Origin of the sequence: Sphingobium sp. BHU LFT2, from assembly GCF_018604485.1 — a bacterium.
Classification (GTDB): domain Bacteria; phylum Pseudomonadota; class Alphaproteobacteria; order Sphingomonadales; family Sphingomonadaceae; genus Sphingobium; species Sphingobium yanoikuyae_A.
In genome coordinates this window covers 34,372-61,313 of sequence record NZ_JAFCGW010000019.1, presented here as the reverse complement: position 1 = coordinate 61,313, position 26,942 = coordinate 34,372, and the positions used below count along the sequence as shown (strand labels likewise).

Genomic DNA, 26,942 nt, shown 5'->3' with positions numbered 1-26,942 from the left:
AGAGCAGCGGGTCCATGGTCCACTACCCCAAGGTCAGCGCATCAGCAGGGTCTGCGCTGCGCTGTGTGGATGGCTCCACGCAGCCCCTGCTGTCCTCAACCCTGTGACATTTCTAAATAGCAGAGATTGTGACTTCTCTATCCGGCAGGAACACAATGTGTAGCAGCAACGTTCAAATGTCACAGTCGCGCAAGTTTGAGATGTCTCACCTGCGCTACCGTGCCCTCCAGCTGTTTGGAGGTGTTATGCATGGCGGTGTTGCGGATGAGTACCGAAGAGCTTTCGCGGGTTGAGACGCTGGTTCAGGTGGCTTCCGGCCGATTGACGGTTACGGAAGCTGCACGGATCATGGGCATTACACGACGACACGCGCACCGTCTGCTGACCCGGTTCATGGACGACGGTTCCTCCGGGCTTATTTCGCGCCGCCGTGGTCGCCCCAGTAACCGGCGCATGGACGACGCGATCCGCACCCGGATCGTCGCGCTTGTCCGGGAGCATTATTACGACTTCGGCCCGACGCTGGCCGCTGAGTATCTGGCCGAGCGGCACGATATCCGCGTTTCGCGCGAGACGCTGCGCAAGCTGATGATCGAGGCTGGCATCTGGCGTGATCGCGTGGCCCGGCGCCCACGCCCATATCAGCCGCGCTACCGACGGGACTGCCGAGGCGAGCTGATCCAGATCGACGGATCGAAGCACTGGTGGTTCGAGGATCGCGGGCCGCAATGCACCCTGCTCGTTTATATCGACGACGCGACGAGCGAGCTGATGCACCTCAAGATGGTCGAGAGCGAGAGCACCTTCGCCTATATGGAGGCGACGCGTGAGTATATCGAGCGGCACGGCAAGCCGGTGGCCTTCTATTCCGATCAGCACAGCGTTTTCCGCAACTCCCGCGCCAGCGCCGCGCGAGGCGATGGCATGACGCATTTCGGTCGGGCTCTCGATGCGCTCAACATCGAGATCATCTGCGCCAACTCACCGCAAGCCAAGGGCCGGGTCGAACGTGCCAACGGCACCTTGCAGGACCGGCTGGTCAAAGCGATGCGGCTTGATGGCACCTCATCCATCGCCGAGGCCAACGCCTTTCTCGCCAGCTACATGGCCAGGCACAATGCACGGTTCGCCCGCCCTGCCTTCGATACCCGCGATCTGCACCGCCCCCTCGCCCCGCATGACGATCTGCGCTCGATTATGGTCTGGCGCGAGCAGCGGACCGTGACAGCGGCGCTGACGCTCCACTACAACAAGGCGATGTTCATCCTGGAGCCGACCGCGATTAGCAAGGCACTGGCGCGCAAGCGGGTGACGGTGTGCGAATATCCCGATGGGCGGCTTGAGATCCAGCATGAGGGCCATGTCCTGCCCTACCGTCAGTTCGACAAGATGCGGCAGGTCAACCAGCCCGCCATTGTCGAGAACAAGCATCTCGATGCCGCGTTGATGCTGGCAAAACGGATGCAGGCGATCATGCCGCACCACCGCAAGCGCAACAACGACGCCCCTGCCCGCCGTGACCAGTCCATGCATATCTTCCCTGAGCCAGAACCACCCGCGAAAATTGATCGGCGGCGACTTGGCGGCTCGAAACTGAAACCAAGTTCGCGGCTTAGTAAGGCGGAGCTGCAGGCGCGTGGCACATGGGAGTTCGTAAAAAGCGGTTGACCGAGCCCACTGCTGTCGCAGCGGGTCTATGGTGCGCCACCTCCACGTCAGCGCATCAGCAGGGTCTGCGCTGCGCTGTGTGGATGGCTCCACGCAGCCCCTGCTGTCCTCAACCCTGTGACATTTCTAAATAGCAGAGATTATGACTTCTCTATCCGGCAGGAACACAATGTGTAGCAGGGTGGATTCTATTTCGAAGTGCGAAATCCCAGAATTTATAGGGGTTTGACCCCTTCTCCAGGAAGGCGCGCGATGAACGGTTATCAACATCTGGGTTTGGACGAACGGCGCGATATCTATCGGATGGTTGCAACCGGTCGGTCTGCCCGGCAAATCGCGGATGCACTGGGGCGCCATCCATCGACGATTTATCGGGAGCTCAAGCGCAACCGTCATCTTGCCCGCCGCTCACGTCGGCAACGCTATGGCCGAAAGCCACGCGGTCTCCACATTCCTGTGGCCAAGACGATTGGCGCGCGGCCTCAGGAAATCACGGACCGCAGCAGCTTTGGCCATTGGGAAGGCGATCTCCTGATCTTTATGCGAGAGTATGGCAAAGCCAATCTCACTTCGCTGGTCGAGCGCCGCAGCTGCTTAACTTTCCTCGCGCTTAATCCGAGGCGGCATTCGCCGGCGTCATGACGGGCACTGATCGGCGTTTGCATGCTCTGCCCCTTCCCTCCGGCGAAGCATCACCTTCGATCGAGGCACGGAATTTGCCCCCTTTTCGACACTACGAAACAGGCTCGGCATCACCAGCTTTTTCTGTCTCTCGTCAGCGCCTTGGCAGAAAGGCGGCGTGGGAAATTGCAATGGACGGATACGGCGCTTCCTGCCCTCCGACACCGACCTTGCGCCGCTGTCGGAAAAGGAGAGCCAGGCCGTCGCCGACTGCCTTAACAGCACACCCCGCTAATGCCGGGACTATCGCACTCGGCATGAGCTTCTGCGAGAGCAGATCGCCCTTCTCAAGGCCGGATAGATTTCGCCATCCTGGGTGAGGATCGCCCCACCCAGGATGAAATGCTACGCATCACCTCGGGTGTCACGCCTCAAATCGAAACTACCTTTGGGCTCATCGCCAGCTTTCCGAGCGAATGCCAGCAGCATCTCCGACACCATGACGCGAGCTTCTTGCTCAATCGCATATCCGACCGGATTAAGATTTGCAGTAGATCTGCTATTGAGGTGAGCTTGCGCAGCGCCCTCCAAATCGAGCGAAAGCCCCTGAATTTTTGCGATATTGATCGCAAATTCTAGCGTCGTCTGTGCCAACTTCGTTGCGGCGGCAGCCTGAATTTTTAGCGCGAAAATTTCTTCTTCGGTCATATGACAGCCTCTCCGAACCATTTATAGCTGGCTCGATGGAGCAAAACGAAGTGTGATACTTGACGGAGGAAACGCACCGGGGCTGATATTTCTCCCACATCAAAATCCTATATGCCGATAATATCGGACGACTGACAAAAGCGTTGCGTTTGAGCAAACACGCCGGCGTTCGTCTGGCTTCTTCTTTTGAAGCGACGGCTTGCTCCTATTCAGCTGACCAGACCAATATGCCCCCTTCCGCAAATTTGCAGAGCATTGGCTTCATAGCGTTTGAAGCTGCTTAGGGTTGATCTTCATCTTACTGTCCCGATTGGCTTGCTGAAGTGGATTGCTCTTCTGTATGCAAGCCCGAGCCGGTCCAGCTTTAACCGGCGGCTTCTTTTGCTTAGGGAGGACACATGTTCGCGCGAGAGGAGAACGGCCCCGCGTCAGCCGCTGATGAACCGGAACACACTCAAAATTTGCCTCCGACACCGCAGCAGTGAATCTAGTGTGTCTCCGCCAGATCAAGTCAATCGTGCACGTTCGCAACGGGCGCTCAGATGCACCTGACGCGACCGCTGACTGTCGCCCGCCAATCCAGCTGCGATCGGTCTCAATGTCATCGACCGCACCTCAGTCCGCGCGGCCCATGTTAATCAGTTCCATGCGCTGGGGCACCGTGCCGATCTCGATTCCTTCCTCACGGAACCGGCGCAGCAGGACGGTGAAGACATTGCTGCGGGCGCCATAGGCCGCCCGCGGACTGACGACATGGGCGAAGCTGTTGAAGAAGATGCGGCCGTCCGCGATCGAATCGATGAATAGGGAATAGGCAGGCTCGGTCAGCACCGCCGGCTCGTCGGCATATGTAGCCAGCACGATTTCCCTCACCTTGTCCGCATCCGTTTCGATCGGAACCGAAAACTGAATCTGCATCCGGCCGAGTGGGCTTGCCAGCGTCTTGTTGAGTACCGTCTTGGTGATGAGTTCTGAATTGGGTACGATCAGGGTCGAATGGTCGGGTAGCTCGATTTCGGTCGATCGCACGCTAATCCGCTTCACATCGCCCTCATCCTGGCCAACCCGAACCAGATCGCCGATCTTGATCGGCCGTTCGGCAAGCAGGATCAGCCCGGACACGAAATTCTGCGTGATCGCCTGAAGACCAAAGCCGATGCCAACGGACAAGGCCGACAGCAGGATTGCGATGCGTTCTATCCCGATCCCGAGTGAGGCCAGCCCCCAGATCACCGCCAATGCAATGCCGACATAGCGCGCGACCAGACTGACGGAATTGCGACCACTGCCATCAAGGTCGGTGACCGGCAGATAGCGTCGCTCCAGCCAGCGCATGAAGCCCCGCACCAGGGCCAGGCCGATCAGCAGCACTAATATGCCGCGCAGGATGGCGCCGGGCGAGACCGCGACGCCGCCGACCTCGAAGCCCTCCGCTAGCGCGCCGAGCCGGCTGAACAGGCTGGCGACGTTGCCGGCGCCAAATGGCGACAATAGCAACGAGAAGCCCATTAACAGCACAGCTAGCCGCAACAGCCCCGACAACAGGACGCCGAACTGCTCGACCGCGCTCCCGCGCAGGCCAAGGCTGCGGACCAACGCTATGCCAAAGCGGCTGGACCGGTCGAATATCGTCGTCGCCAGATCGTCGATCGCCGCCATCAGTAGATAAACCGCCGATCCCAGCACTGTCGCCCAACTCACCATCTGCAAGAGGAAGAGGCTAAGGCTGAAATAGCCGAGCAGCAGGGCAATCGCGGCCACCGCGACGACGATCCACGCGATCAGGCTCATAAGGCCGCTGACGCTCTCGTTGCGATCGGGGTCGTCGGCCTCCATCTTGGCTGCCCGCAGACGCGCCACGGTGACGAGGACCGCGCTCACCAGCAGGATGTGGAGCAGGGCGAAGACCGCCTGCGTTGCTTCCTGCGCCGCCTTGCTCACGCCGACGGACGCATTGAATTGCGCATAGATCACGCCGAGGAAGGCGAGCAGCGCCAGCAGAAAAGTATAGGGTCGCAGTCTGGTCGCGCCATTGTCGCTGATTGACGCGATCCGCCAGGATGGCCGGCTACGCATCAACAGCGCACCGAGCACAGAGAAGGTGAAGCCGCTAAAGGCGCATCCGCCCACGAACGCGCTGAGCAAAGACTCCCACCGATCCGCAACCAGTCGGGACCAGCGCAATCCCTGCGCGATCGAAAGCGCCGCCAGCAACGGCGCAAAAGTACCGACCGCCACCCGCCACAGCGCATAGGTGGAGCGCCGCACCCGCCGCCCCGGCACGCCCTCGGTCAGCATGCGCTGCCCCATATGCCGCGCGACGACCTGACCTGGCCCAATGATCAGCAGACCCAGCAGCAGGCCCGCCAGCGCATGCCATGGCCGCTGACCGCGCAGCGCTTCTGCGGCCTGTACCTGGCCTATCTCCAGAAAAGCGGTAACGCGCCGCAAGTCGCGGGAAAAGGCATGACCAAGCCCGGTCCAGAAGCCGGGCGATACAGGCGATGGCGAGCGCGTCGTGATTTTCTCGCTAAACTGCTCTGCTTCGCTTCGTTCGATCTCGTCAGCGAGTTGCTGCGCCTCGACACCGATCAGATTACCGCGCTTGATCGCGGAATCGATCACGGACCGCTGCCGCCCCAGCGCCGCACGCTGCCGCTTGATATCGGGCGCTTCGCTGCTGCTGGCCGCGACAGTTCCCAACCCCATTAGCTTAGCATCAATCAGAGCCAATTGATCCTGCAAGTCGCCTGCCGCGTCTGCTGCAGCAGTTTTTGCCGCCAGCACTTTTGTCAAAAGCAGCTTGCGATCATCTGCGTCCATGCGCGTGTCGAGACTCTGGTCAACCAACCGCACATCCTTTTCGGCCTGTGCTAGTCGTGCCGCCGGATTAGTCGCCGGCTCCGCCTGTGCTTGCAAAGGCCCGGCCAGGCAAAGGCTCAACACCAGCAGCATTGCCATTATCATCGCGTGCTTGTGACAGCTCGGATCAATTTTCTGAGCGTATCGGAACAAGGAACACCTATTTTCTATGCGACGTTGCCGCCCTCTCTATGGTCAGCTGCGATTGAGGTCCACATCGGGCAAACGGAAATCTGGTCGAGCGCGACGTCCCGCAAAGCCGGCTCCGTCGGGGTATGACGCCGTCAATTGAGAGCAGTCGGTCATTATCTCCGCCAGCGTTCATGACATCCGCCTGGCTTTATGGTTCTTTCTATCATCAATCACGACTTCCTTTGACCTGACGACCAGGCCTGCAGAGAAGATTGCCTGCGCGCTTAATGTTTTGCGCAATGCGGCGACGTCGAGGAAACAGAGCCGAACGCGCACGTTTGTGCTGACTCTATGGGTGTTGCGCGGCCGTCGCCGAACGAGTGGCTTGTCGCCTTCTAGGATGCAGCAGGATCGGGTTATGAAATCGGCCCAAGCCAGAAGACCTTGTGGGATTGTTCGTCAAGGAGGAATCCGAGACAGTTTGTAGCAAAAAATGGTTCCCGCTCTGTAATCGGTCACCATCGATCCCATGTGTCGATAAGGGTCATGTAACCGATCGCCCCCCCCCCACAGCCAAGCGATGGCGTGAATGAACATGAGGTCCGATCTGTTCGACATTCCCGTCACTGCCCGGCTTGCCTTACGTGACGATATACTGATCAAAGCGGATGAAATGGCGCCTATAAGGAATATTGACCGAAGCGCCTCGCCCCTGTCTGCGTCCAAAGGACGGCGAGCGCCTGACCCGTTGCTACGGCTAGAGCTATGACCTCAAGCATCTCCGCTCTGCACCGGCCGAGCCAATGCCGGACCGGCTCCTCCACGTGCGAAGCCGCGCGGCCCCTTTTGCCGGGCTGGCCGTAGACGATCTCCTTCAGGCGCTGCTGGTCCACTACGATCCGGTACCGGCCTCCAGTCGAGAATCAAGACAATCCGGGACGCTTGGACCTCATTGAAGCCATTTCCGGCAAGGTGCTTGGCGCGGGAGTACTGATCGGCACCTATTTGCGCGAAAAGGTGGCTTCATCGATAGCGAGTGCGCACGTGTTGGTTTGCAAATAACGCAGGCTCAGTCGTCCTGAATGAACGGCGAGGTGCCGCTCGACAGCCTGATCTTGGGATATGGGTTGATGCTATCCTTCGCAGCTACTGTGGTTGCAGCATGGTTGATGCCGCCGCCCCGGTCGGACATCGTGCAAGACATGGTCATTTTCTGGCGGGCGCTCATACCCGCGTATGTAGGGTGGGTCCGGCGCGGCTTTGGGCTTGGCGCACCAGGAGCAGTCAGGCTTTGGCAATCGCAACAATGCCGCTAGATGTGGTGCCAGCGGTCATTGCGTCGCTACTGCCATCGGCGGACCGACCTGGTGGGGCATCACCATCCTGATTACCGGCCGTGTCTGGTCGCTATTTCGATCCTCGCACTGTTAAGCGCGATACGGCGCCGGTCCGTTTTTCGCCGATGACGCCAATCCAGATGACGAGCGCTATCGTCATTCAGGCTGCGATTCTCGCGCGTTCGCTCACTTAGGGTATGTCCACCTTCCATTCCACCGCCTCGCTGCGACAAGTGGGAACATTAGCGCAACAGTAGCCTTTTGCCGGAAAGATCGTTGCGTATCGTGCTGGCAGCAACACTCGCTTCCCCCATCGCATGGCTAATCTGATCGAGGCCCCTCACCACATCGCCCGCAGCGTAAAGACCAGCCACACTTGTGCGTTGATGAGTGTCCACTATGATGCAGCCGTCGTCGGTCGTTTGCGCGCCGAGCATGACGGCGAGCTCAGAGCGAATGACCGATCCAAGCGCGGGGTAAAGGGTGTCAAAGCGCAATATGTCTCCTTTCAAAGGAACGATTATGCTATCTCCGTCGATTTTTAAAGATCCGCATGGGCCGTCCTGCACGATAATGCCTGCTTTCACGAGGCGGGCCTTCTCCTTTCTGCTCAGGGCATGACCGCCATCGGGTGCGATGAGGGTGACGTCCCTGGAATACATGCGCAGGAACAGGGCCTCATTGTGGCCATGAGTGCGCGAGCCGATAATTCCGATTCGCTTGTCGGTAACTTCGTAACCGTCGCAAATCGGGCAATAGCGAAGCAATCCACGCGCGAGCGCTTCGTCGTGAACCTCGGGTGTGACATCGGGCGGATTGTTCAGAACGCCAGTGGCAAGAAGGACGCTATGCGTCCGCACCATCTTGTCTCCAATGCGGGCCACAAAAAGGTCCCCGTCCCGCTCAATAGTCTCGACTAGCCCGGGACGTACCGTTACCCCAAATTCGGCTGCCTGTTGGCTCATGAGGCGCAACAATTCTTTACCGCAAATACCTCCAGGATAGCCGGCATGATTACGCGTAAGAGGGATCAGCGAGGCCCGGCTTTTACCAGCGTCAACAATTTCTACGATTAAATGGAAGCGCGCGAGATAGAGCGCCGCGGTGAGGCCAGCGGGTCCCGCACCAATAACCAGACAATCGAGGTTTTTGGCTTGATTGGGCATGATTCAATCCCCGGTTGTGACCAGCGCTTCCAGAACCGCCATGACGCGTTGCAGCCGATCCCCGGTCTCGTTCGGCTCTTTCAGCAGCCAGCGCCCCTTCTTTTGTATAAGTTGAAGGCCCTCTGGTACCTTGAGCGCGCCGCCATAGGGTGTAAGAGCAATAGCAGCCGGGCCCGCATCGACGCGCGCGATCCCAGCGGATCGGGCAAGGATGCCGATGCGGGCTGCCGCCAGCAATCGCTCAACGGGGACCGGATGGGGCCCGAATCGGTCCGTCAATTCCGCCTCGAAAAGGTCAAGGTCTCGTTCTTCGAGAACACGCGCGAGCCGGACATAGAGTCCGATCCGGATATCAGGATCAGGGATCCATTCTGCGGGCAGTGCGCCTGCCTCACCCAAGTTGAGCTCGGGTTGCCACCGGCTGGCGCCTTCTTCCTCCGCTTCCCTCAATGCGCCTTCAAACAGATGCTGATAAAGGTCGACGCCGATTAGCTTCATGTGGCCTGCCTGCGTGTCGGCTAGGGGATCGCCCGCGCCACGTTGGTCAAGGTCGGCCGCGCTAATCTCAAAGCCTGCACCAAGCTGATCATATGTTGCCAGGGCTCGAAGTCGCTTCATCGTACGTTCCGCAACTCGCTTGCCTTCCGTCAGTAGGATGACTTGGCCTCTGCGGTTCCCGCGCCCGACTCGTCCGCGCAATTGGTGAAGCTGAGCAAGCCCAAAGCGATCTGCACGCCAGATAATCATGCTATTGGCGCGCGGTAGGTCGAGACCCGCCTCGATGATGTTCGTCGCCAGAAGAACATCGCCGTCGCCATCTGCAAAGCGCATCATGGCCTCGTCTATCCCTGAAGCCGGCATCTTGCCATGCGCTTGGATGAACGTGAAATCCGGCGCAATCTGCGAGAGACGTTCCGCGAGCGGCCCCATGTCGTTGATCCGTGGAACGACAACGGAGCTCTGACCGCCTCGAGAGCGCTCGCGAAGCAATGTCGTCCTTACCAAAGCATCGTCAAAGGTGGCAAGGCTGGTTCGGATCGGCTGGCGGCGCGCTGGAGGCGTACCAATGACCGAGACCTGCTGAAGACCAATCATTGCGCGATGCAAGGTGCGAGGTATCGGCGTAGCACTCATTGCGAGCAGATGAATGTCCGGCCTGCCGCGCAGCCTGGCCTTGTCGGCAGCGCCAAAGCGCTGCTCTTCGTCGATGATAACAAGGCCGAGCTTTGCGTAGCTTACATTCTCGGCCACAACCCCAGCCGTCCCGATGACGATGTCGATCGAGCCGTCGGCAAGACCGGCCTTGACGGCTTTTTTCTCGCCTGCGCTCGAGAGACGCGAGAGACCTGTGACAGTCACAGCTGTTCCGGCAAATCGCCGCGCAAAGGTTTCTATATGCTGTCGCACCAGCACCGTGGTGGGCGCTGCCAGGACGACCTGATAGCCCGCGAGAGCCGCAAGAGCCGCGGCGCGAAGCGCGATCTCGGTTTTTCCATAACCTACATCACCGATGATAAGCCGATCCATCGGCCGCCCGGCAGCCAGGTCATCCCGCATAGCCTGTATGGCGCTGGCCTGGTCCGGGGTTTCGTTGAAAGGAAAAGTGGCGACGAACTGCTCGTAACTGGCGGGGATTGGGTCGATTATCGGAGCCGTAAGCCCCTTGCGCTCCTGAGCCAAGCGCAACAATTCGCGTGCACTCTGCGCGACCGCTTCGTCGATAGATCCCTTACGCTTCCGCCAGCTAGATCCGTCAAGCTTATCAAGCTTAACAGCATCGCCGTCCCCGCCGTAACGCCAGATGCGGCCCGCATCATGAACAGTGACCAGCCTGTCTCCGCCCGAATATGCAAGCGAAAGGACCTCCTCACCGCTACCGCCAGGAGAAGGGGCCAGCCCGACGACCCGCCCAATGCCATGCTCTTCATGGACCACCAGGTCGCCGACACGAATGTCACCGCACGCCATCGAGCGACCTGCAAGGTTCGCCGGCACAACGTCAATAGTAGCGCGGCTTCCTAGAATATCTGCAGCAGCCACCATGACAATTTTGCCGTCCATAGCGCCGCGGTCGATTGGCGCCACGAGCACCGCCACTCCCGCTGGTGGGATCTTCGCCATGTCACTCAGGGACTGAACGGTTTCAACCTCGGCGACGAAGATCTTGGCCAATCTTGGCCGCAAAAAGCGGATATCGCGCTCGCTACCGACAAGGAGCAGCTTAAGGCCGTCCTGCAGCATGGGCGCAACGAAGCGTTTGAGAGCGGATAGGGGAGACTTTTTTTCGATGAATCGCGGGATCGACGATAAGCTCGGCTCAGCCTTCCCTTCTGTCCAGAGCGTAAGATCCTTCTTCCATAGCTCTTGGGAAACAGCGTCGACTGCACCGCGTTGGTTGGCCGAGTCGCGGGCGAGACGAATAAAACGCCGCCGACGCTCATCGGCATTGGGCGCCAGATAGATGTGTCCGGGCGCAAGATGGGCAAGGATGGATACATGGGCTGAAGCATCAGGCTCTGCCGCGCGCCCAATCTCGACTACGTCGCATGATTTTTGTGTCAGTTGGGTTGCAGGGTCATAGCGACGAATGCCGACAATTTGCCCATTTGAGACGTGGATCCGCGCGGGAAGTCCGGCGTCGGCCGGAAAAATGTCGATGACGTCGCCACGCACCGCGACTTCGCCCGGTTCGTCGACGCGGTCGTCAGAGATGTAGCCAATAGACTCCATGTGCGCTGCGAATCCCTCGAGGTCAATTGCATCGCCATTGCGCAAAACAGGAGGGGCGGGATCAAAAGCTGCTGGGTCCGCATAGAATCTTGCCGCCGCTTCGCCAGTCATAATAGTAGCATGCCGCGGTCGCTTGGCGGTAATGGCAAGCTGGCGGAGCGCACGTAGGGCTGCGACACGCCGCCCGATATTAGCAGGCGAAGCCGGAGCACGGTCGCCTGGCAGGGTGTCACTCGAAGGGACGTGCACGACGTGGTCGCTGGGGAGAAGGGCGGCAAGTCCACCCGCAATTACTTCGGCATCCTGCTCATTGTCAGCCAGGTATAAGACGTCGCCTGCGCACAGACCTTCGGAGAGCATCAGCACGATCTCTCCAGTTCCCCGAGTAAGGCTCATGACGCATGGTTCCCGCCACGTTCTTCCGGTGCCGCCGGCCAGTGTCCATCGACAAGCAGCGGCAGACTTTCGAACCAGACTCGCGGTCGCAGCAGCGTCAGTCGATCACAGGCAAAAGCAATGTGCTCGCGGTCCACAGCGCGGAGCTCTTCATCGACGCCCGCCAGACCGCCAGAGGCGACCACCACGTACATAACGCTTCCGCTCTCGCAAGCCACGAGGGCTTCGACAGCTTTACCCAAAGTTGCACCCTCCAGGTCAATGACTGGCATGTTGGCGATGCCAGTTGCAGTGAAGAGCGTCGGGAACATGGACATCTGGCTAGCGCGGGTGGCCGACTTACCGCCATCCTCGTAAGCGCGCTGCCTTCCCAGCCATCGCCAGACTCCGATGAGATTTACCAGGGTCAGGAACCCGTTGGTCGCAAGCAGGTTGCTCTGCCCCGACGAGAAGCCGACGGCCGACCAGGCGATCGAACCCACAGTAAAGATCACAAAACCCCAGCCTGTGACGCGCGCTCCCAGATTAGCAGCGGTCATGATGGCCGCGATCATTGTGGCGGCAGGGGCAATCCAGCCAGCAACCGTTTCCAAAAAGGGGCTCCATCATCAAAGGGGGGCAAGGTTGAACGCGACACAAGCCTGTTGGTGCCGAGCGAGGACAGAATTTACCAGTTTTCGCACATCCTGCCGCAGAGGCACTATCGCTGGAAGCGCTGCACTGCTGCAATTCCTCCATAACGCGCCGTAGCGACCTTCTGCCCAGGTCGAGGCAGCTTCCTGGTCACAATCAACTTTTCAACACCTTCTCTCGGGCAGCGCGCGTTATGAGGAATGGCTCGAGGGCTTATCATTGTCGGTAGACACGGTTACGAGGCCGCCCATAAAACAGATGTTCGCCTCTATCAGAGTCAAGCAAGCAGAACGCCATTCCCAGATTGGATCTAGCTTTGGTGGGTGCCGCGCAGAACTTTGGCGGGGCCCTGAAAGAGCATCGGCGCTACTCAGTTGACAGCGGATGCGAGGGCCCACTCTGCAGAGATCTTCGGTCGACATCCCCATGATAGTTGGTCCGAGTTTGCCTATATAGCTGCTGGCTTACGGCTAAGGCCTACATTGTTAGCGAGCTCGCTACACTGGGCGGCATAATGCTGCACAATCATCGGGACATCTACAAAGCTAGCTCCTCTTTGCGCGGTAACTTCCAAGCCAACTTATAATGGTTATCGGGTTATGCGTGCGCGTCTTGGGACTTGTCTTTGAAGCAGGCTAAATAGTCCAAACCGGCCGACGCGCACAACGAGAAATCCTCGCACATCCTTGGGGCTGTTGCGATCAAAGCTACCGGTCGATTCTCTACAGCCTCTCACCGGCCTGTCCAACATGGCCAAACTGGGATTATAGTAAGGCGCAAGTCGCAGGGCGGCGCCGATCGAACGCGTCAACGGAAAGAGGTGACATGATGGGCAGCGAACTTTCTGGCATCGCCTGCGCACTTTGCCCGTCCCTGAACGGCTGGAGGGCGCCCTCCCGGCTCGCGATTGAACTGCTTGAACAAGTAACTGGAGAAAGAATTGGGGTCATTTCGATACCGATTTGTTTAAGCATTACGCCCCGAAACCACCAGTTCGGCTAGAACCTCTCGCAAAACCTGCTAGGACCCTTTACCCATATGCTCTGCCATAAGCACTTGAAGCGATAGCCACCAAAAGTTTCAAACTTGGAACGATATACAGCTTACTCCTCGTCGGCATGTTCGTCTCTAGCCCATAGTATTAGGAAACATGATGGCCCAACGCCGTCCACTGTATGTGGGGCCGATCACTAAGAACGGCCCCTCGCTACCAATCAAGTGATGCTGTGCTTGAGTTGGCTCATCTTGTCATGACCTTCCCGCACGGAATGGAAAGCGCGTTCGACGACCTGCCGCGAAGCAGGGTCAAGGTCGGCACTTCCCAGCACCTCTTCATATTTGGCTTTGATGTGATCTTCGCCCCGTTCAACCTCCTGGATGATCGCCTTGTCATCCTTGCCAGTTAAGGCCTGTTTGAGATCCATGAAGGTGCGATGGGCGGCGGCCAAAAAGCTGCTATCGGTCTCCGGTTCGCCTCCAAGGCGACGCACCTCAGCCTGCAGTTCTGTCGCAGATGCACTGCGATCGCGGGCGAATTCGGCGAACATGGTAGCGAATTGCGCATTATCCGCGTCCTTCGCAGCATCCTGATAACCCTTCATACTGTCGAGGGTTACCTGGATAAGACTGTTAAGTGTCGCAACGCCGCTTTCTGTGCTCATGATATTCTCCTTATTGGGTACCTCTCAACCTTCAGGCAGACAACCCGATCCTTTATCAATCAGGCCTGTTCCGATCAGTTGCCGTTAGATTGTGACGAATGGAATTTGCAATGACGGACTGCGGTGCTTTGGCAGATGAGGCTAGACAATGGTGTTCTGGACGACGGCGTGGCTGCCCTCCTCACCGCTCTCGATCTTGCCGCCGATCAGCATCTTAAGCTTACCTGTGAATGACATATCCGCTTCCCACAATTCGGCATCGTCGATATCGAAGCGAAGCAGCGCGAGATTGGGGTCACTTTTTCCTTCTGGAAACCACGCCTCGACGGGTTTGCACCAGAGCTTGTCTATCATGGTCGGATCATTGTCGATGGCGACATTGCCAGACAAGCAGGCAAAGAAATCCTGTCCCTTGGATACGAAGTGCGCCATCGCCGGACCGCCAGTCGCCAACCGATTATCCTTGCCGATAAAGAACCAGATCGTGTCGACCTGATCCTTATCGAGTTGCGCGGTCAAGGGTTCCGAATGGCTTTGGCCGTCCGCCAGACCGACCATGAGAAATGGTCCTTTCTCGAGTTTGTCCCACATATGCTGTTTCAACTTGTGCGTGTCGGCCGCCATGTCACTCTCCTTGTGTCGGGCCTCCTACAACGCGAGCAAGGTCGCTAAGTTTCGCAAGGAACATTGCAGAGATATGGTGGGAAACTGCTAACGACGACGCGCGGCGTCTGCTTTCCGCATTTAAAAAAAACAGACGTGTAGAGCATCATGCCGCGCTTTTCTGCAGCCCCCACTCTCCGCGTGCTCTGATCATTGCAGCACCTAACGCTGAAATTTGGGGGTCACCTTGCGCAGATTTTCGTCCGCTTATTGACCCAGCAGCCTTCTTCGAAAGTCACGGCTCCCAGCGTGTCCATAGCTTTGCTATCGTCCGGGTCAGCGTTCCAGCTCGCTTCTCCTTTTCCCTCAGACCGAACTATGACGACGGCAAAAAGAGAATTCTCCGGCTTGCCCGAACTCCAAGCGTTCAAAGTATACCCACCGTCGCCCATCGGGAAGACCTCGCACTTCTTATTCATTTGCACTTCACCATCGACTTCGAGCCGACATTGTCGGGTTTGGGAACGAGGAACATTGATTGCTCAACCGTTGCCAGCTTCTGCCTATTGATTAGATGAGGCATCCGCACCCATCGGCAGCGCATTGTTCAGGCCGCCCTTGCTGACATTTGCTGTCACGTCGCCAAGTTCGTTCTTCTGGGCAGTGGAAGCGTCGCATCCGCTCAAAAGGCTCATGCCCCATATGGTGAAAAAAACCGATAACTGCTTTTCCATCTATCCAGCCTCCATCTCGCTTTTATCGTGACATAACCAGCGCAGCGATCGGCATAATCCATTGATGAAAACCGTATTGGCACCCACAAAGCGAGAAATTCCGCCGAAACAAACATAGGTTAAACGACCCGTTAATCTTCTCTTTGGTCCTTTTACCTAGAACCAAGCCAAAATTGGAGCCACAATGAAACGCCTTCTCTACATCAGCACGGCCCGGGCAATTTTGCCGGCGACCGAACTCGACGAACTTTTGCTCAAATCGCGGGAAGCAAATTCCCGCGCTGGGATTACGGGGCTGCTGATTGTCGGAGGCCGGCGCTTCCTTCAAGTTCTCGAAGGTGCCGACGAAGCAGTCTTCGCGACATACGAGCGCATAATGCGCGATCCTCGGCATTTTGCGCTCGTTAAGCTGCATGATAAGCAGGTCGAGTCCAGATCCTTCGGAACGTGGGATATGGGATTTGAACAGTTGGGAATTGCGCCGGAATCTACTGGCGGTTCGCTCGAGGATCAGGTCAGCGCGATGGTTGCCCCTATCTCGGATCCGACATTACGCGCATATTTTACGGGCTTTGCAAAAACGCATGTCCGAACATGTCGCACGAAAGCCCCTGAAAAATAGGGCTTCATTATTGCCAATGGGGAACGATGAACGCGTTCACGCTCATCGCTACAGTCGAGTATGATCGCTAGCCATTTCGTCTCGCTCAATTCCCCATCATGGCATGTAAGCATGCACAGTGCCTTTCGAAGCTATTGATCGTGTCTCTGGAACGACCTGCGCTACCGAAGGTTGTTGCCGCATGAAAATGACAACATCGATAATGATAACCGCTTCTTTACTGTGCATGGTCACTGCATGTGATGGGCCTAAAGAGAAAGCCGGTGCGGCCAGAGACGAAGCGGCGGCAAACGCTACGGGCATCCCATATGACGGTAATGGCCCTGCTGAGCGCGCTGGGCGGGCGGCAGACAGGGTCGATCGCGCGAACGCCAGGGCACGCGATTCGCAGGCTGATGCGCTTGAAGATCAGGGGCGTGCTATCGAAGCCCAAGCGGATGCTCAAGCCGACAGGCTTGAACAGCAGGCAAAAGGGCTGAGGGAGGCAGCGAAAAGCAAAGCCGAAAGGCTAGAGGAGCAAGCAATGGCTGTCAGGGAACAAAAGTGACTGACCTTGCTGGGCGTATCGCCTGGCCGGAGCCTGCGGCGCTCCATCCCGGAATGAAGCCAAGCGAGGATTATTGAAATGAGCCACTCAGGAGTTGCACCGAATTCGACCCGCGTTTTTTTCCTAGATCAAGCTCAACTACATCAAGACAGCGCAAATAATACTGACCATTCCAATGTGCAGACAGTTAAAGTGGCGGCCACTCGCCGTTCGCGCAAAGAGGCCGACAAGGTGGAACAGTCGATAACGCAGAGGGATCGCCAAGGCGCAGCCGCAACGCTGCTTTACTGAAGGAGGGTTATCGGCCGCCGGGCAGCTACTCTTCCTCGCGGGCACCTGTCCAGTTGAAGAAATTCGTTCGTAACTAAGACCGTGAACGACTAATCGCCCTTCAGCCGTAAGAAATGTCGCGCCGCGCGCTCAGACTGCATTCACCTGAACGATTGCACCGGGAGCCGGCGCTTGGTGGCCTAAGGGTCGAATCGAATGCTTCCGAATGAAGTCTACGGGATCGACATCATGCTCCAGCAGCACGCCGCACTTCTCGCCGTTCACCCAGATGATCGAGGCGCAAATTTCCACACTGCCTACGACGATCGTTACAGATGTCCCGGCCGGAGGAAACTCGAACCCCTCAAGCTGGGCTCCGTAAATCGACATGTTCTTGATGGTCGCAAATTCGTATAGGCCAGACCAATTGACCACACATCGAACGACAGAAGGCTGGCGTGGGCTGCGGCGACGTTCAGGAGGGTAGGCAAAGGCGTTCAGCATCACATCGTCCTGTCATTCTCAAGGTGGAGACCGACAGCTGGATCGAAAGTTCCCTTAAATATGGCGCCCCCACTTGCCTCGAGGCGGCGGCGGCCAGACAAATGCTTCATGTCCCAAGCCGAAGCGCTTCAGCTCGAGCAATGGCAGCCATGCCAACATGCAGCTCGAAATCGCACATGAAATGAAGGATCGCCAATTCAATAGGGCATCGATCACATTTGTGATCGAACATTGGCCGAAACAAAAGCAAAGCGCCGTTCCAGAAGCTACAAGCTTTAGGTGTCCCATCCAAAATTATCTGTCATGATTTGGTGATCTTGCGTCGTGGCGGCGAGGAGCTGGATCGAGGCGATGAAGGACCATGCGGCTCTCGATTTGATGATCTGTTCAAACTTCCTGGCAAGCCGCCGGCTTTGGGTCCAGCTATGCCAGCGTTCGCCCGACGCCCCAGGGGCAACATCTCGGGTCCATTTGCTCTGTCGGACCTCTTCACGATCTCGATGGTCCATTTGCCAAGGCGGTGCGGAGCGTGCTTGAGTTCGGCTCGGGCGTAGCCGCCATCGGTGAAGGCATGGCGCAGCGAAGGGAAGCGCCGGATGATTTCAGCCAGCACCAGCGGCGCGCCGTTATGATATTTTATGTCGGCCGTGTGGATTTTGGCATGGACGAAATGCCCCTCGGTATCGGTAAGGATGTGACGCCTGCGCCCCTTGGCCTTCGTGACCGCGTCATAGCCGCAAGGCCCGCCACTTTGCCAGGTTTTTACGCTCTGGCCGTTGATCACGCCAGCGCTGGATGAAGGCTCTTAGCTTTGCGCCTCGCGTATGACCATCAGCGGGGTTTGTTTGATCGTCAGCTACAGTCCATTGTCGCGCCATAGGTTGAGCCAGAGGCGCACGGTCTAAACGGCTGGAAGCAAGGTAGCGGCATCCGCCAAGGCAAGCCGCCGCGCAGCAGGTAAAGGATCGCTCCGACAATGCTCTGCGGCGGCCATTTGAAAGGTCGCCGACCGGCCGAACCTGGTGGCAGCAGTGATTCCATAACCGCTCACCTGGCATCGGTGACATCCCTTGGCAAAGCCGGCCCGCTGTCCGCATGAACGGCGCGAGTGGTATAGGTCTCATCGTGGAAACCACGGTAGCTTTTGGCAAAACCCATGAATTAGCGACAGGCCACGCCATCAGACTAAACTGCTGTTACCACTCGGCTCAATTGCCAATCCGACGTTATGGGTTCGCCTTCCCAATATCATTGCCTGCCATCTCAGTCTCAAAAAAATGGGCATCCTTGGTTGAGAATGATTTTCAAAACGGAACAGATTATTTCTCGCCTCGTTCCCAATGCTACTAGCACATAGGAGGACGGGATGGTTGACCATAGATATGAAGATCGAGTGGTAGTCGAACGCAAGGGTCCAGGCCGTACGATCGCTATAGTAGCTTTAGTTGCTTTGGCGATCGTAGCGGTGCTGTTCGCTACCGGTTTCTGGTCTGCAGACGTCAAGGAAGGCGATATGCCTGAAGTTAGCGTGAAGGGGGGCGCACTTCCAAAGGTCGACGTGGATTCGAAAGAAGTTGTGGTAGGCACGAAGAAAGAAGAGATCGAGGTTCCCACGGTCGGCGTGAAAGATAACGGAGAAAAATAAAACTCGCGTGAGTGCTACCTTGAGGCCCGAGGCGACCAGCACTTATCGGGTTTGAATATGGATTTCTGGCGGGCGAACAATCGCTAGCCAGGCAAGCCCTGCCAGCGATGGCAGGGCTTTTTATTGCATAAAATAGCTCCGTGCGCTGCAAAAAATGTGTTTTCTGATAGCGCTAACCATTTCCTGCGCCCATTCGGTTGGTAGCATTGACTGACATGTCATTCCATGCTTATTTACAGGATAGATAATATGAATAGGTGAGGAAAATGACCAAGGGATATTCTTCCGCCACTGTAAATTGCGTTAAAATGGTAGCGCTACCTCTTTTTACATCTGCAGTTTCAATATCCCACCTTGAGAGATCCCGCCCGGCCGGCCACCTTCATGATGGTGGGCATTAATGGACCGCAGAGCGGCGCTCGCGTCCATCGTCGGCGTGCTGGGCGCGAACATCTTCGCCCCGCTTGCACGGGCCATCGCCTACCAGCCGAACCCGGTCATCAATACCGGCGCGCCCGAGATCATATTCACGCCCGCACAACGAGCGCTGGTCACGGCGCTGAGCGAACGCATCCTGCCGACATCCGATACGCCCGGCGCCATTGCTGCAGGCGTGCCCGAATATATCGAACATATGCTGGGCGACTGGGCGATCACCGATGAACGGGCAACGATCTTCGACGGCCTAGTCGCGATCGATGCCCGCAGCATGGCCGATTATAAAAAGCCGGCCGTACAAGCCTCGGCCGGGCAGCAGGACGCATTGCTGACCCTTGCGATGAACGGCGAACTGCCAGGTGGAACTCCCTTTTTCGAGGCGTTCCGCCAGCTTGTCATCACCGGCTATTACACGTCCGAAATCGGCATCACGCAGGAACGCGAATATCTGCCCGTCCCCGGCGAATATGACGGGGCCTACCCCTATGCCAAGGTCAAGCGGATCTTCTCCTCATAGGGCGGGCAATCGCCTTCGATCCTGGATCCATTCATTTCCGACACGCTTATCGGAAGGGCAAAATCATGGCAGCAACAGATCGTTTCGACGCTATCGTCATTGGTTCGGGCGTCAGCGGCGGCTGGGCCGCAAAGGAGCTTACGGAAAAGGGGCTGCGCGTCCTTATGGTCGATCGCGGTCGCATGGTCGAACATGGGGAAGATTATCCCTTCGACGGCAAGTCGGCCTATGACATTCCAGCACGTGGCAGGATGCCGGCTGCCCTTGCCAAGAGCGATTATTTTGCGCTCAACGGCTGGGTCTCGCCCGCCACCCAGCCCTTCTTCATCAACGACCGGCTCAACCCCTACGACTATGACGCGCCCAACAAGTTCAACTGGGTTCGCCCGTCAGTGGTCGGTGGCAAGTCGCTGACCTGGGGGCGCTGGAGCTTCCGCTGGAGCCAGGCCGATTTCGAGGCCAACAAGAAGGAGGGCGTGGGGACCGACTGGCCCATCCGCTATGACGATGTCGCGCCCTGGTACAGCTATGTCGAAAATTATATCGGCGTTTCGGGTGCTCGGGAAAATCTGCCTTATCTTCCCGACAGTGAATTCATGCCGCCCTTTCCGATGAACGTCGCCGAAAAATGGCTGAAGGAACGGCTGGAAAACGAATTTCCCGGACGCAAGCTGATCAACGCCCGCCTCAGCAACATCACAGAAGATAAGCCCGAGCAGAATCGCACCCGCTGTCAGAAGCGGGCACAATGCGACCGCGGCTGCAGTTTCGGCGCCTATTTCTCGACACAGGCCGTCACACTACCCGCCGCCCGCGCCACGGGTCGGCTGACGCTGCGTTCGGACAATTGGGTCACGAACCTGGAATATGACCCGACCCGAAAGCGCGTCACCGGCGTCCGGATGGTCGACGCCAATACTGGCCAGGTGGAAGTCGTTCAGGCCCGCATGGTCTTTCTGTGCGCATCGGCGATGAGTTCGCTCCACATCCTGCTCAACTCCCGTCCGGCAGGCAGCGAACGCAGCTATTTCCATTCCAACGGTGCGCTCGGCAGCGCGGTGATGGATCATATCTTCCGTGTCGGCGTGTCGGGCGACATTCCGGGCATGAGCGAATTTGTCGAATATGGCCGACGGCCCGGCGGCGTCTATGTGCCGCGCTTCCGCAATCTGGAAGCGGAGGATCTGCCCTTCAAGCGCGGCTACGGCTTCCAGGGTGGCGCCGGCCGTCAGGCGTCCGCGCCTGAAGGCTTTGGCCTGTCCATGAAGCACGGGATGCGTGAATATGGGCCGTGGCGCTTTACCATGGGCGCCTTTGGGGAATGCCTGCCCTATGAGGATAATCGCGTCATGCTGAACCACAGCAAGACCGATCGCTTCGGCACGCCGCTTTTGCGCTTCGACGTCCGCTTCCGCGACAATGAAATCAGGATGATGGACGATGCGCTGGAACAGGGCATGCTGATGCTGCGCAAGGCGGGGCTTAGGAACGTGACCGGCGGTCGCGGCAAGCATGTGCCAGGTGAGGCGATCCATGAAATGGGCGGCGCCCGAATGGGGCATGATCCCGCCACGTCGGTGCTCAACAAATGGAATCAGGCGCATGATGCCGCCAATTTGTTCATCACCGATGGGGCGCAAATGGCCTCTGTGTCCTGCGTCAATCCATCGCTGACTTTCATGGCGATGACCGCCCGAGCCGCCGATCAGGCGGTCAAGCAGATGCAGGCTGGGGTAATCTGACCCGATAAGCAGCGTCATGGGCCAGCGCGCCAAAGGAGAGACGATGTACAGAATGTTCGCGACCATCGCGCTATTGACCATGGCACAGGCGGCGCCCAACCCTCATCTGCCTGCGCCCACCTATGACACTGCCGCCCCGACTCTTCCGAAAAACCTGAAGCATGCGGTGCTCATCCTGTCCAAGACCAATGGCTGGCGGCATATTGAGCATATACCTCATTCCAACATGGTCCTGGCTGATATTGCCGCCAATCTCGGACATGCCAGCTACACCACCGAAAATGCGGCAATCTTCAACGACGAACAACTGCGGCATTTTTCCGTCATCATTCTCAACAGTGCGAGCGGTGATTTCCTGACCGAGGCGCAGCGATCAGCCTTTGCGCGCTTCGTCGCGCGCGGCGGTGGCGTGGTGGCGCTGCACGCCGCAGGAGACAATAGCCACAAGGCGCCCTGGTATACCGAGACGATCATCGGCACCAAATTCATCGGGCATCCCGGAGGCACGGATCAGTTTCAATCCGCGCAAGTCATCGTCGACCAACCACGGCATCCCGTCATGGCTGGCGTGACCATGCCTTGGGCGCCCGTCGATGAATGGTATTCCTTCGATGCGAACCCGAAAATGCAGGGCATGACGATACTCGCCCGGATCGACGAGGCGAGCTATCACCCCGGCGCCAAGCTGACGATGGGATCGCATCCGGTGATTTGGACCAATCCAGCCACCAAGGGGCGTGTCGTCTACTCGGCGCTCGGACATTTGCCGGAAAGCTACGACGATCCAAATTATCGCCGCATCCTGACGAACGCGATCCATTGGGCTGGAAAATTCGGTCGGTAAAACGAGAATATTGAGGGGACGTGCATTCATATACCGCTGCAAGGTCCATCGCTTGAATAGGGCGGGGAGGGAAAAGCGTATATTTTGACCCTAACGCGTTTGCCTATAGCATCATCCACAACCGATGCATCCGCGCGCCAGGGGTTGAGGGCGTCGCCACCCTTTTCACTGTCGCTCTCGCCGCCTAGTGTGCTGTTTAGGCAACATTTTCAAAATTTACCTTCGACGGTGCAACTAGCTTGCTGAACATCCGTTTGATCCGCCGTCGTAAGAAAGCGGCAATAAAGATTTCAAGGAATTGATATGAAAAGATTTATGCTGGCGGCAGCAGCACTGTGCGCGTTCCCCGCAATCGCGTCGGCCCAAGATGTCGCTCCCGACGGCACGGATGCATTTGGAGTGGAGCCTTATGTTGGTATTCTGGGCGGCTACCATTCTTTTGACAAGGACAGCGAATTCGGATCGCCCCGTGGTGGTCGTATGAACGGCGCCCTCATCAGCGGAATTGCCGGCGTTAATATTCCTCTGGGACCGGTATTCGTTGGCGCCGAAGGCAACGCAACCAAGGGTTTTAGCGATATTGATTGGGAATATGGCGTTCGCGGCCGCGTAGGCGCGCGCGCCGGTGAAAGCGGCATGGTTTTTGCTTCTGCCGGATATCAGTGGGTCAATGGGAAGCGCGGATATAGCGACCAGAAGGACTGGATCTATGGCGTGGGCGTTGAAGTCGGGCCCAAAGATATCGGCCTGGGGGGAGTCACCGGCAAGAGCGGTGTTCGCATCCGCCTGCAGATGGAAACCTACGATTTCGACAGCCTACGTCCAATGGGGGGCGTGGTCTTCCATTTCTGACAGTCTTGGGCCTGTTGAGGCAACAGTGGGGGACCTTAGCATTTTCCAGGCCGGGATATGGAAGAACGATCGAATTTTAGCCGCTTGAGTGGCTAGGAAATCAGCCGCGGCCAATAGCGCGCTTAAATAATATTTGCCCATTTCGAAAATTGAGAAGGAAATATCTATGGCTAAAAAGGTGATCGCAGCTCTGTTGTTGACGGGATCGCTGCTGGTGAGCGCGTGCAATACCGTTGAAGGGGCTGGTCGAGATGTTCAGAGCGCAGGTGAAGCGGTAGAAAAATCTGCAAATTAAGTTTGCGCGGATATCGATTGGGTGAGTAATGGCCCGTCCAGCAATGGACGGGCCATTTTGGCATTCCCGCGAAAAACAGCACCGTAGATCAGATTTTGGTGTTTTCGGATCGCAAGCCGCTAGGGCGACTGGAGCTCTTGCGAACGGCTCACGTTGGACCGGTGAAATTTATACATGAGCTATGGCAGCCATCGTCTTCGATCACATAAAAGTACGAGCGATTTGTAAATTTGTGCGCACGCACGATTAGTCAGTCATGAGTAGGCCAAAGACAGCAATAGCGCCACCACTCGACCAGTCCATGCAGTGCCAACCTGATGGAAATGACGACAGTCGCGCCTATATTATGACATAGTGGTCCTGTTCCGCGAGGTAGTTATATGGCAAATAGATGGACGCCTGACTGCGGTGTACAGGAACAGATCGAAGACAGCGTGAAGGGCGCGCTGGTGAGCGCGCGTTCGCAAATGCTCTCCGGCCCGAGGCTCGCGGAGTGCGGCGATCCGATACCTCAGGCCCGTCGGAAAGCGCTTCGTGGCGTGCGGACTTGTGTTGCCTGTTAGTCTATATTGAACAAGCGCCCGTCCTTTTTGGGTCTCAATCAGCGCGGCGGCAAGCATAGGCAACTCCGCTGAACGAAAGCTTTTGAAACTTCGCTCGACGCCTCCTGTTTCCGTAGTTCTCCCACTGACATAATCGCAGCGCTTGCGTAGCGCTCGGTGGCACAAAAGCGACCCATCGTGGCGCCGGCCCTGGCCTTAACGCAATAGTTGATATTCTCGGACAGGGACCGCGGGCGCTGGCAGCGCGCGGTCGATTATGCCGATCGACGAAGCGTCTTTTTCCACTCTTGCGTGCCGGGAAAACCATTGCGCATGACAGGTCGATCAACGCTCCCAGATCAACATGAGAGCCCCCTTCCCTATCCACATTTAGCCGTCAATCGCCAGCTTGCGAATTAGCCACCACCTTGGCTCAAATACAGCGATCAGCGCAAGCAGTTATAAACTGTCTATTTTGCTATCTTCTATACTCAAGGGTCACGTTAGTATGAATAACCTCCGGCCGATCGTCTTCATCGTTCCTGAGGTTCTGCTTGGACCTACCGATCATTTGGACTGATCGACGGCCTTGGTGTCGATGCGGTCATATTCGCTATGCGCCCCAATCAGCTTAAAAAGACGATCCCCAGCCGAAAGCGGAACGCGACAATCGCTGCGTGATACCCATCCGTCTCGCTAGCCAAATAGGCAGCTGCCGCCTCTTGAACGGCAAAAGCTTTCGATCCATCTGTCGCGCTCAGATTTAGGCATACGAGTCAGAAAGACGATGACAATGGCCACTGTTACCGTACCCGAAACACGGGCCTTCGAGGCAGATGTTTCCAAGCTTCTGCACATGATGGTCCATTCGGTCTATTCAGACCGTGACGTTTTCCTGCGCGAACTTATATCCAATGCAGCCGACGCTTGCGAAAAGCTGCGTTATGAGGCGATCTCCAAACCGGCTCTGTTGGGCGACGATCCCCAATTGCGCATCAGTCTCACACTGGACAAGGAAGCAGGCACACTTGCAATCGAGGATAACGGGATCGGCATGACCGCCGTCGATATGGGTGAAACACTCGGCACCATTGCGCGATCGGGCACAAAGGCGTTCATGGACAAGCTTGCGGCGGACAAGAATGGCGAAGGGCAGCAGCTTATTGGCCAGTTCGGCGTCGGCTTCTATTCCGCATTCATGGCGGCCGGTAAAGTGGAGGTTGCTTCTCGCCGTGCCGGAGAGTGTGATGCAGCCATTTGGTCCTCCGATGGACTGGGAACTTACACCATTGCAACGGCCGATTCTGCCGCAGCACCTGCACGCGGTACGCGCGTCACGTTACACCTGCTCAACGATGCCAAAATCTATGCCGAGCGCTTAACCGTGGAGCGGATTGTCAAAGCACAATCTGGCCATGTCCCGGTGCCCATATTTCTTCAGGAAGTCGGCAGCGAGGATGAGCCAAAGCAGGTCGCTGACGGCATGGCACTGTGGACCAAGGCGAAGTCCGACATAAGCGAGCAAGATTATGCCGATTTCTATCGAAGTGTTGCAGGGCAGTTCGACAGACCAGCGCTCACGTTACATTATCGTGCGGAAGGCCGGCACGAATATTCCGTCCTGATCTTCATCCCCGAAACCAAGCCATTTGACCTGTTCGACCCGGACCGCAAGGGGCGCATCAAACTTTATGTGCGCCGCGTATTCATAACGGACGAGGCGGAAATCCTGCCGCGCTATCTGCGCTTCGTGCGCGGCCTGGTCGATTCCGCCGACCTACCGCTCAACATGTCGCGCGAGATGATCCAGGCCAGCCCGGTCCTTTCTGCCATTCAAAAGGGCGTAAGCAACCGCATTCTCTCCGAGTTGGACAAGCTTTCAACCAGCGAACCTGAGCGATATGCCGCGGTCTGGGAAAATTTCGGATCGGTGTTAAAGGAAGGCCTTTACGAAGATTTCGAGCGCCGCGAAGCGTTATTGGGCCTCGCACGGTTCAAAAGCACGATGTCCGATGGCACATGGCGTTCGCTCAAGGACTATGTCAGCGCGCTGAAAGAAAATCAGACAGCGATCTACTATGCAACCGGCCACGACCTGGATCGGCTCGTACAGTCCCCGCAGATCGAAGGCTTCAAGGCGCGTGGCATCGAAGTTCTGCTCCTCCCCGATCAGGTCGATAGTTTCTGGACGACGATAGGCGTCGATTATGAGGGCAAACCCTTCAAATCTGTCACGCAGGGTGCTGCTGATCTGAGTCTCATCCCCTTGGCCGACGGAAACAGCAACGCCGCAGCGCCGAGCGAGCACGCCAATAGCTTTATCGCTTTTGCAAAAGAGGCTCTGGCAGATCAGGTCTCAGATGTTCGCATCTCGGACCGATTGACTAGAAGCGCGGTCTGCATCGTTGCGGCAGACAATGCCATGGATCTTCAACTGGAAAAGATGCTGGCCTCCGCCGGCCGTGCGCCGGAGCGAGCGAAGCCCATTCTGGAGGTGAATGCTGGCCATGCTCTCATCGAGAAGCTGGGGCAGGCAGGCGATAATGAGGAAGACCGACGGGATTTGGCGTTTCTTTTGCTAGATGAGGCCCGAATTGCTGAAGGCGAAGCACCGTCAGATCCGCGTGCGTTCGCCGAAAGACTGGAGCGTTTGATGGCAAAAGCCATAGGGTAATTTTCATGGGGAGCCCCAGGGCTCCCCTTTTTTACGGATCAACCCGGCAGATTGTCGAACTGATCTTTTACACGGCGGCCAAGGATCTTGCATCCTCATATGCAGGGAATTCGCACTGCTTTCCTTCATGCTCAGCGTCACAAGATATGGCGATTCGCGCGAAGCTTACCGTGTAAGGCTTGAAAGGCTCCATCAGCGC

General features: G+C 57.4%; 20 protein-coding genes and 3 pseudogenes. 12 read left to right on the top strand and 11 right to left on the bottom strand.

Features of this window, described 5'->3' with window-relative positions; genetic code table 11:
- The first annotated feature begins 249 nt into the window (after nucleotides 1–249).
- Together JQK15_RS23260 and JQK15_RS23255 are read left to right on the top strand one after the other, a co-directional pair.
- The gene (locus JQK15_RS23260; protein ID WP_214868457.1) at nucleotides 250–1,668 is read left to right on the top strand and encodes an ISNCY family transposase; all 1,419 of its coding nucleotides are present in this window, start codon (nucleotides 250–252) and stop codon (nucleotides 1,666–1,668) included.
- Between the two features lie 252 nt (nucleotides 1,669–1,920).
- Nucleotides 1,921–2,650 (top strand): annotated as a pseudogene (locus JQK15_RS23255) (IS30 family transposase).
- Nucleotides 2,651–2,694: 44 nt separating this feature from the next.
- On the opposite strand, the gene JQK15_RS23250 reads toward JQK15_RS23255, so the two are convergent.
- The 9 genes and pseudogenes from JQK15_RS23250 to JQK15_RS23215 all read right to left on the bottom strand — a co-directional run bounded on the left by JQK15_RS23250 (nucleotide 2,695) and on the right by JQK15_RS23215 (nucleotide 15,251).
- Nucleotides 2,695–2,997 (bottom strand): hypothetical protein, encoded by a 303-nt coding sequence (locus tag JQK15_RS23250; RefSeq protein ID WP_214868455.1) that lies wholly within the window; start codon nucleotides 2,995–2,997, stop codon nucleotides 2,695–2,697.
- A 615-nt stretch (nucleotides 2,998–3,612) separates the two neighbouring features.
- Nucleotides 3,613–5,295, bottom strand: a complete 1,683-nt coding sequence (locus JQK15_RS23245) for a mechanosensitive ion channel domain-containing protein (RefSeq protein WP_251007997.1) — start codon at nucleotides 5,293–5,295, stop codon at nucleotides 3,613–3,615.
- Between the two features lie 189 nt (nucleotides 5,296–5,484).
- Nucleotides 5,485–5,706 (bottom strand): annotated as a pseudogene (locus JQK15_RS27090) (DUF3772 domain-containing protein); the annotation flags it as partial.
- 1,864 nt (nucleotides 5,707–7,570) lie between these two features.
- Nucleotides 7,571–8,494: an NAD(P)/FAD-dependent oxidoreductase gene (locus JQK15_RS23240; RefSeq protein WP_214868451.1), complete on the bottom strand. Its 924-nt coding sequence runs from the start codon at nucleotides 8,492–8,494 to the stop codon at nucleotides 7,571–7,573.
- A gap of 3 nt (nucleotides 8,495–8,497) precedes the next feature.
- A complete protein-coding gene (locus tag JQK15_RS23235) occupies nucleotides 8,498–11,584 on the bottom strand; it encodes a DEAD/DEAH box helicase (RefSeq protein ID WP_251007996.1) in 3,087 nt (1,028 codons plus the stop codon).
- A gap of 32 nt (nucleotides 11,585–11,616) precedes the next feature.
- Complete coding sequence (locus tag JQK15_RS23230) at nucleotides 11,617–12,213, bottom strand: PRC-barrel domain-containing protein (protein WP_502956870.1); 597 nt, start codon at nucleotides 12,211–12,213, stop codon at nucleotides 11,617–11,619.
- Between the two features lie 1,254 nt (nucleotides 12,214–13,467).
- Nucleotides 13,468–13,914, bottom strand: a complete 447-nt coding sequence (locus tag JQK15_RS23225; RefSeq protein ID WP_214868447.1) for a ferritin-like domain-containing protein — start codon at nucleotides 13,912–13,914, stop codon at nucleotides 13,468–13,470.
- A gap of 141 nt (nucleotides 13,915–14,055) precedes the next feature.
- Nucleotides 14,056–14,538, bottom strand: a complete 483-nt coding sequence (locus JQK15_RS23220) for a pyridoxamine 5'-phosphate oxidase family protein (RefSeq protein WP_214868445.1) — start codon at nucleotides 14,536–14,538, stop codon at nucleotides 14,056–14,058.
- 542 nt (nucleotides 14,539–15,080) lie between these two features.
- Nucleotides 15,081–15,251, bottom strand: coding sequence for a hypothetical protein (locus JQK15_RS23215; protein ID WP_214868443.1), 171 nt, complete (start codon nucleotides 15,249–15,251; stop codon nucleotides 15,081–15,083).
- A 184-nt stretch (nucleotides 15,252–15,435) separates the two neighbouring features.
- Here JQK15_RS23215 and JQK15_RS23210 point away from each other — a divergent pair, with 184 nt between their 5' ends.
- Together JQK15_RS23210 and JQK15_RS23205 are read left to right on the top strand one after the other, a co-directional pair.
- Entirely contained in the window at nucleotides 15,436–15,873 is a 438-nt protein-coding gene (locus tag JQK15_RS23210) for a BLUF domain-containing protein (protein ID WP_214868441.1), read from the top strand.
- A gap of 181 nt (nucleotides 15,874–16,054) precedes the next feature.
- Nucleotides 16,055–16,420 (top strand): hypothetical protein, encoded by a 366-nt coding sequence (locus tag JQK15_RS23205; RefSeq protein ID WP_214868439.1) that lies wholly within the window; start codon nucleotides 16,055–16,057, stop codon nucleotides 16,418–16,420.
- Nucleotides 16,421–16,840: 420 nt separating this feature from the next.
- Here the strand turns inward: JQK15_RS23205 and JQK15_RS23200 are convergent, their stop codons facing one another.
- Both JQK15_RS23200 and JQK15_RS23195 read right to left on the bottom strand, forming a co-directional pair.
- Nucleotides 16,841–17,194, bottom strand: coding sequence for a PilZ domain-containing protein (locus tag JQK15_RS23200; RefSeq protein ID WP_214868437.1), 354 nt, complete (start codon nucleotides 17,192–17,194; stop codon nucleotides 16,841–16,843).
- 275 nt (nucleotides 17,195–17,469) lie between these two features.
- Nucleotides 17,470–18,352, bottom strand: a pseudogene (locus JQK15_RS23195) (IS5 family transposase).
- A gap of 208 nt (nucleotides 18,353–18,560) precedes the next feature.
- Between JQK15_RS23195 and JQK15_RS23190 the strand changes: the two are divergent.
- From JQK15_RS23190 to htpG, 8 genes are all read left to right on the top strand, one after another.
- Nucleotides 18,561–18,839, top strand: coding sequence for a hypothetical protein (locus JQK15_RS23190; protein WP_214868435.1), 279 nt, complete (start codon nucleotides 18,561–18,563; stop codon nucleotides 18,837–18,839).
- Between the two features lie 400 nt (nucleotides 18,840–19,239).
- Nucleotides 19,240–19,794: a gluconate 2-dehydrogenase subunit 3 family protein gene (locus tag JQK15_RS23185; protein ID WP_214868433.1), complete on the top strand. Its 555-nt coding sequence runs from the start codon at nucleotides 19,240–19,242 to the stop codon at nucleotides 19,792–19,794.
- A 65-nt stretch (nucleotides 19,795–19,859) separates the two neighbouring features.
- A complete protein-coding gene (locus JQK15_RS23180) occupies nucleotides 19,860–21,536 on the top strand; it encodes a GMC oxidoreductase (protein ID WP_214868431.1) in 1,677 nt (558 codons plus the stop codon).
- A 43-nt stretch (nucleotides 21,537–21,579) separates the two neighbouring features.
- A complete protein-coding gene (locus JQK15_RS23175; protein ID WP_214868429.1) occupies nucleotides 21,580–22,380 on the top strand; it encodes a ThuA domain-containing protein in 801 nt (266 codons plus the stop codon).
- Nucleotides 22,381–22,683: 303 nt separating this feature from the next.
- Nucleotides 22,684–23,232, top strand: a complete 549-nt coding sequence (locus JQK15_RS23170; protein WP_214868427.1) for an opacity protein — start codon at nucleotides 22,684–22,686, stop codon at nucleotides 23,230–23,232.
- Between the two features lie 166 nt (nucleotides 23,233–23,398).
- Nucleotides 23,399–23,527, top strand: a complete 129-nt coding sequence (locus JQK15_RS23165; RefSeq protein ID WP_214868425.1) for an entericidin A/B family lipoprotein — start codon at nucleotides 23,399–23,401, stop codon at nucleotides 23,525–23,527.
- 380 nt (nucleotides 23,528–23,907) lie between these two features.
- Nucleotides 23,908–24,090 carry a TraR/DksA C4-type zinc finger protein gene (locus JQK15_RS27570; RefSeq protein WP_353047263.1) on the top strand — a complete coding sequence of 61 codons (183 nt, stop codon included), beginning with the start codon at nucleotides 23,908–23,910 and terminating at the stop codon, nucleotides 24,088–24,090.
- A gap of 766 nt (nucleotides 24,091–24,856) precedes the next feature.
- Nucleotides 24,857–26,743, top strand: coding sequence for a molecular chaperone HtpG (htpG, locus tag JQK15_RS23155; protein WP_214868424.1), 1,887 nt, complete (start codon nucleotides 24,857–24,859; stop codon nucleotides 26,741–26,743).
- Nucleotides 26,744–26,942 lie beyond the last annotated feature (199 nt).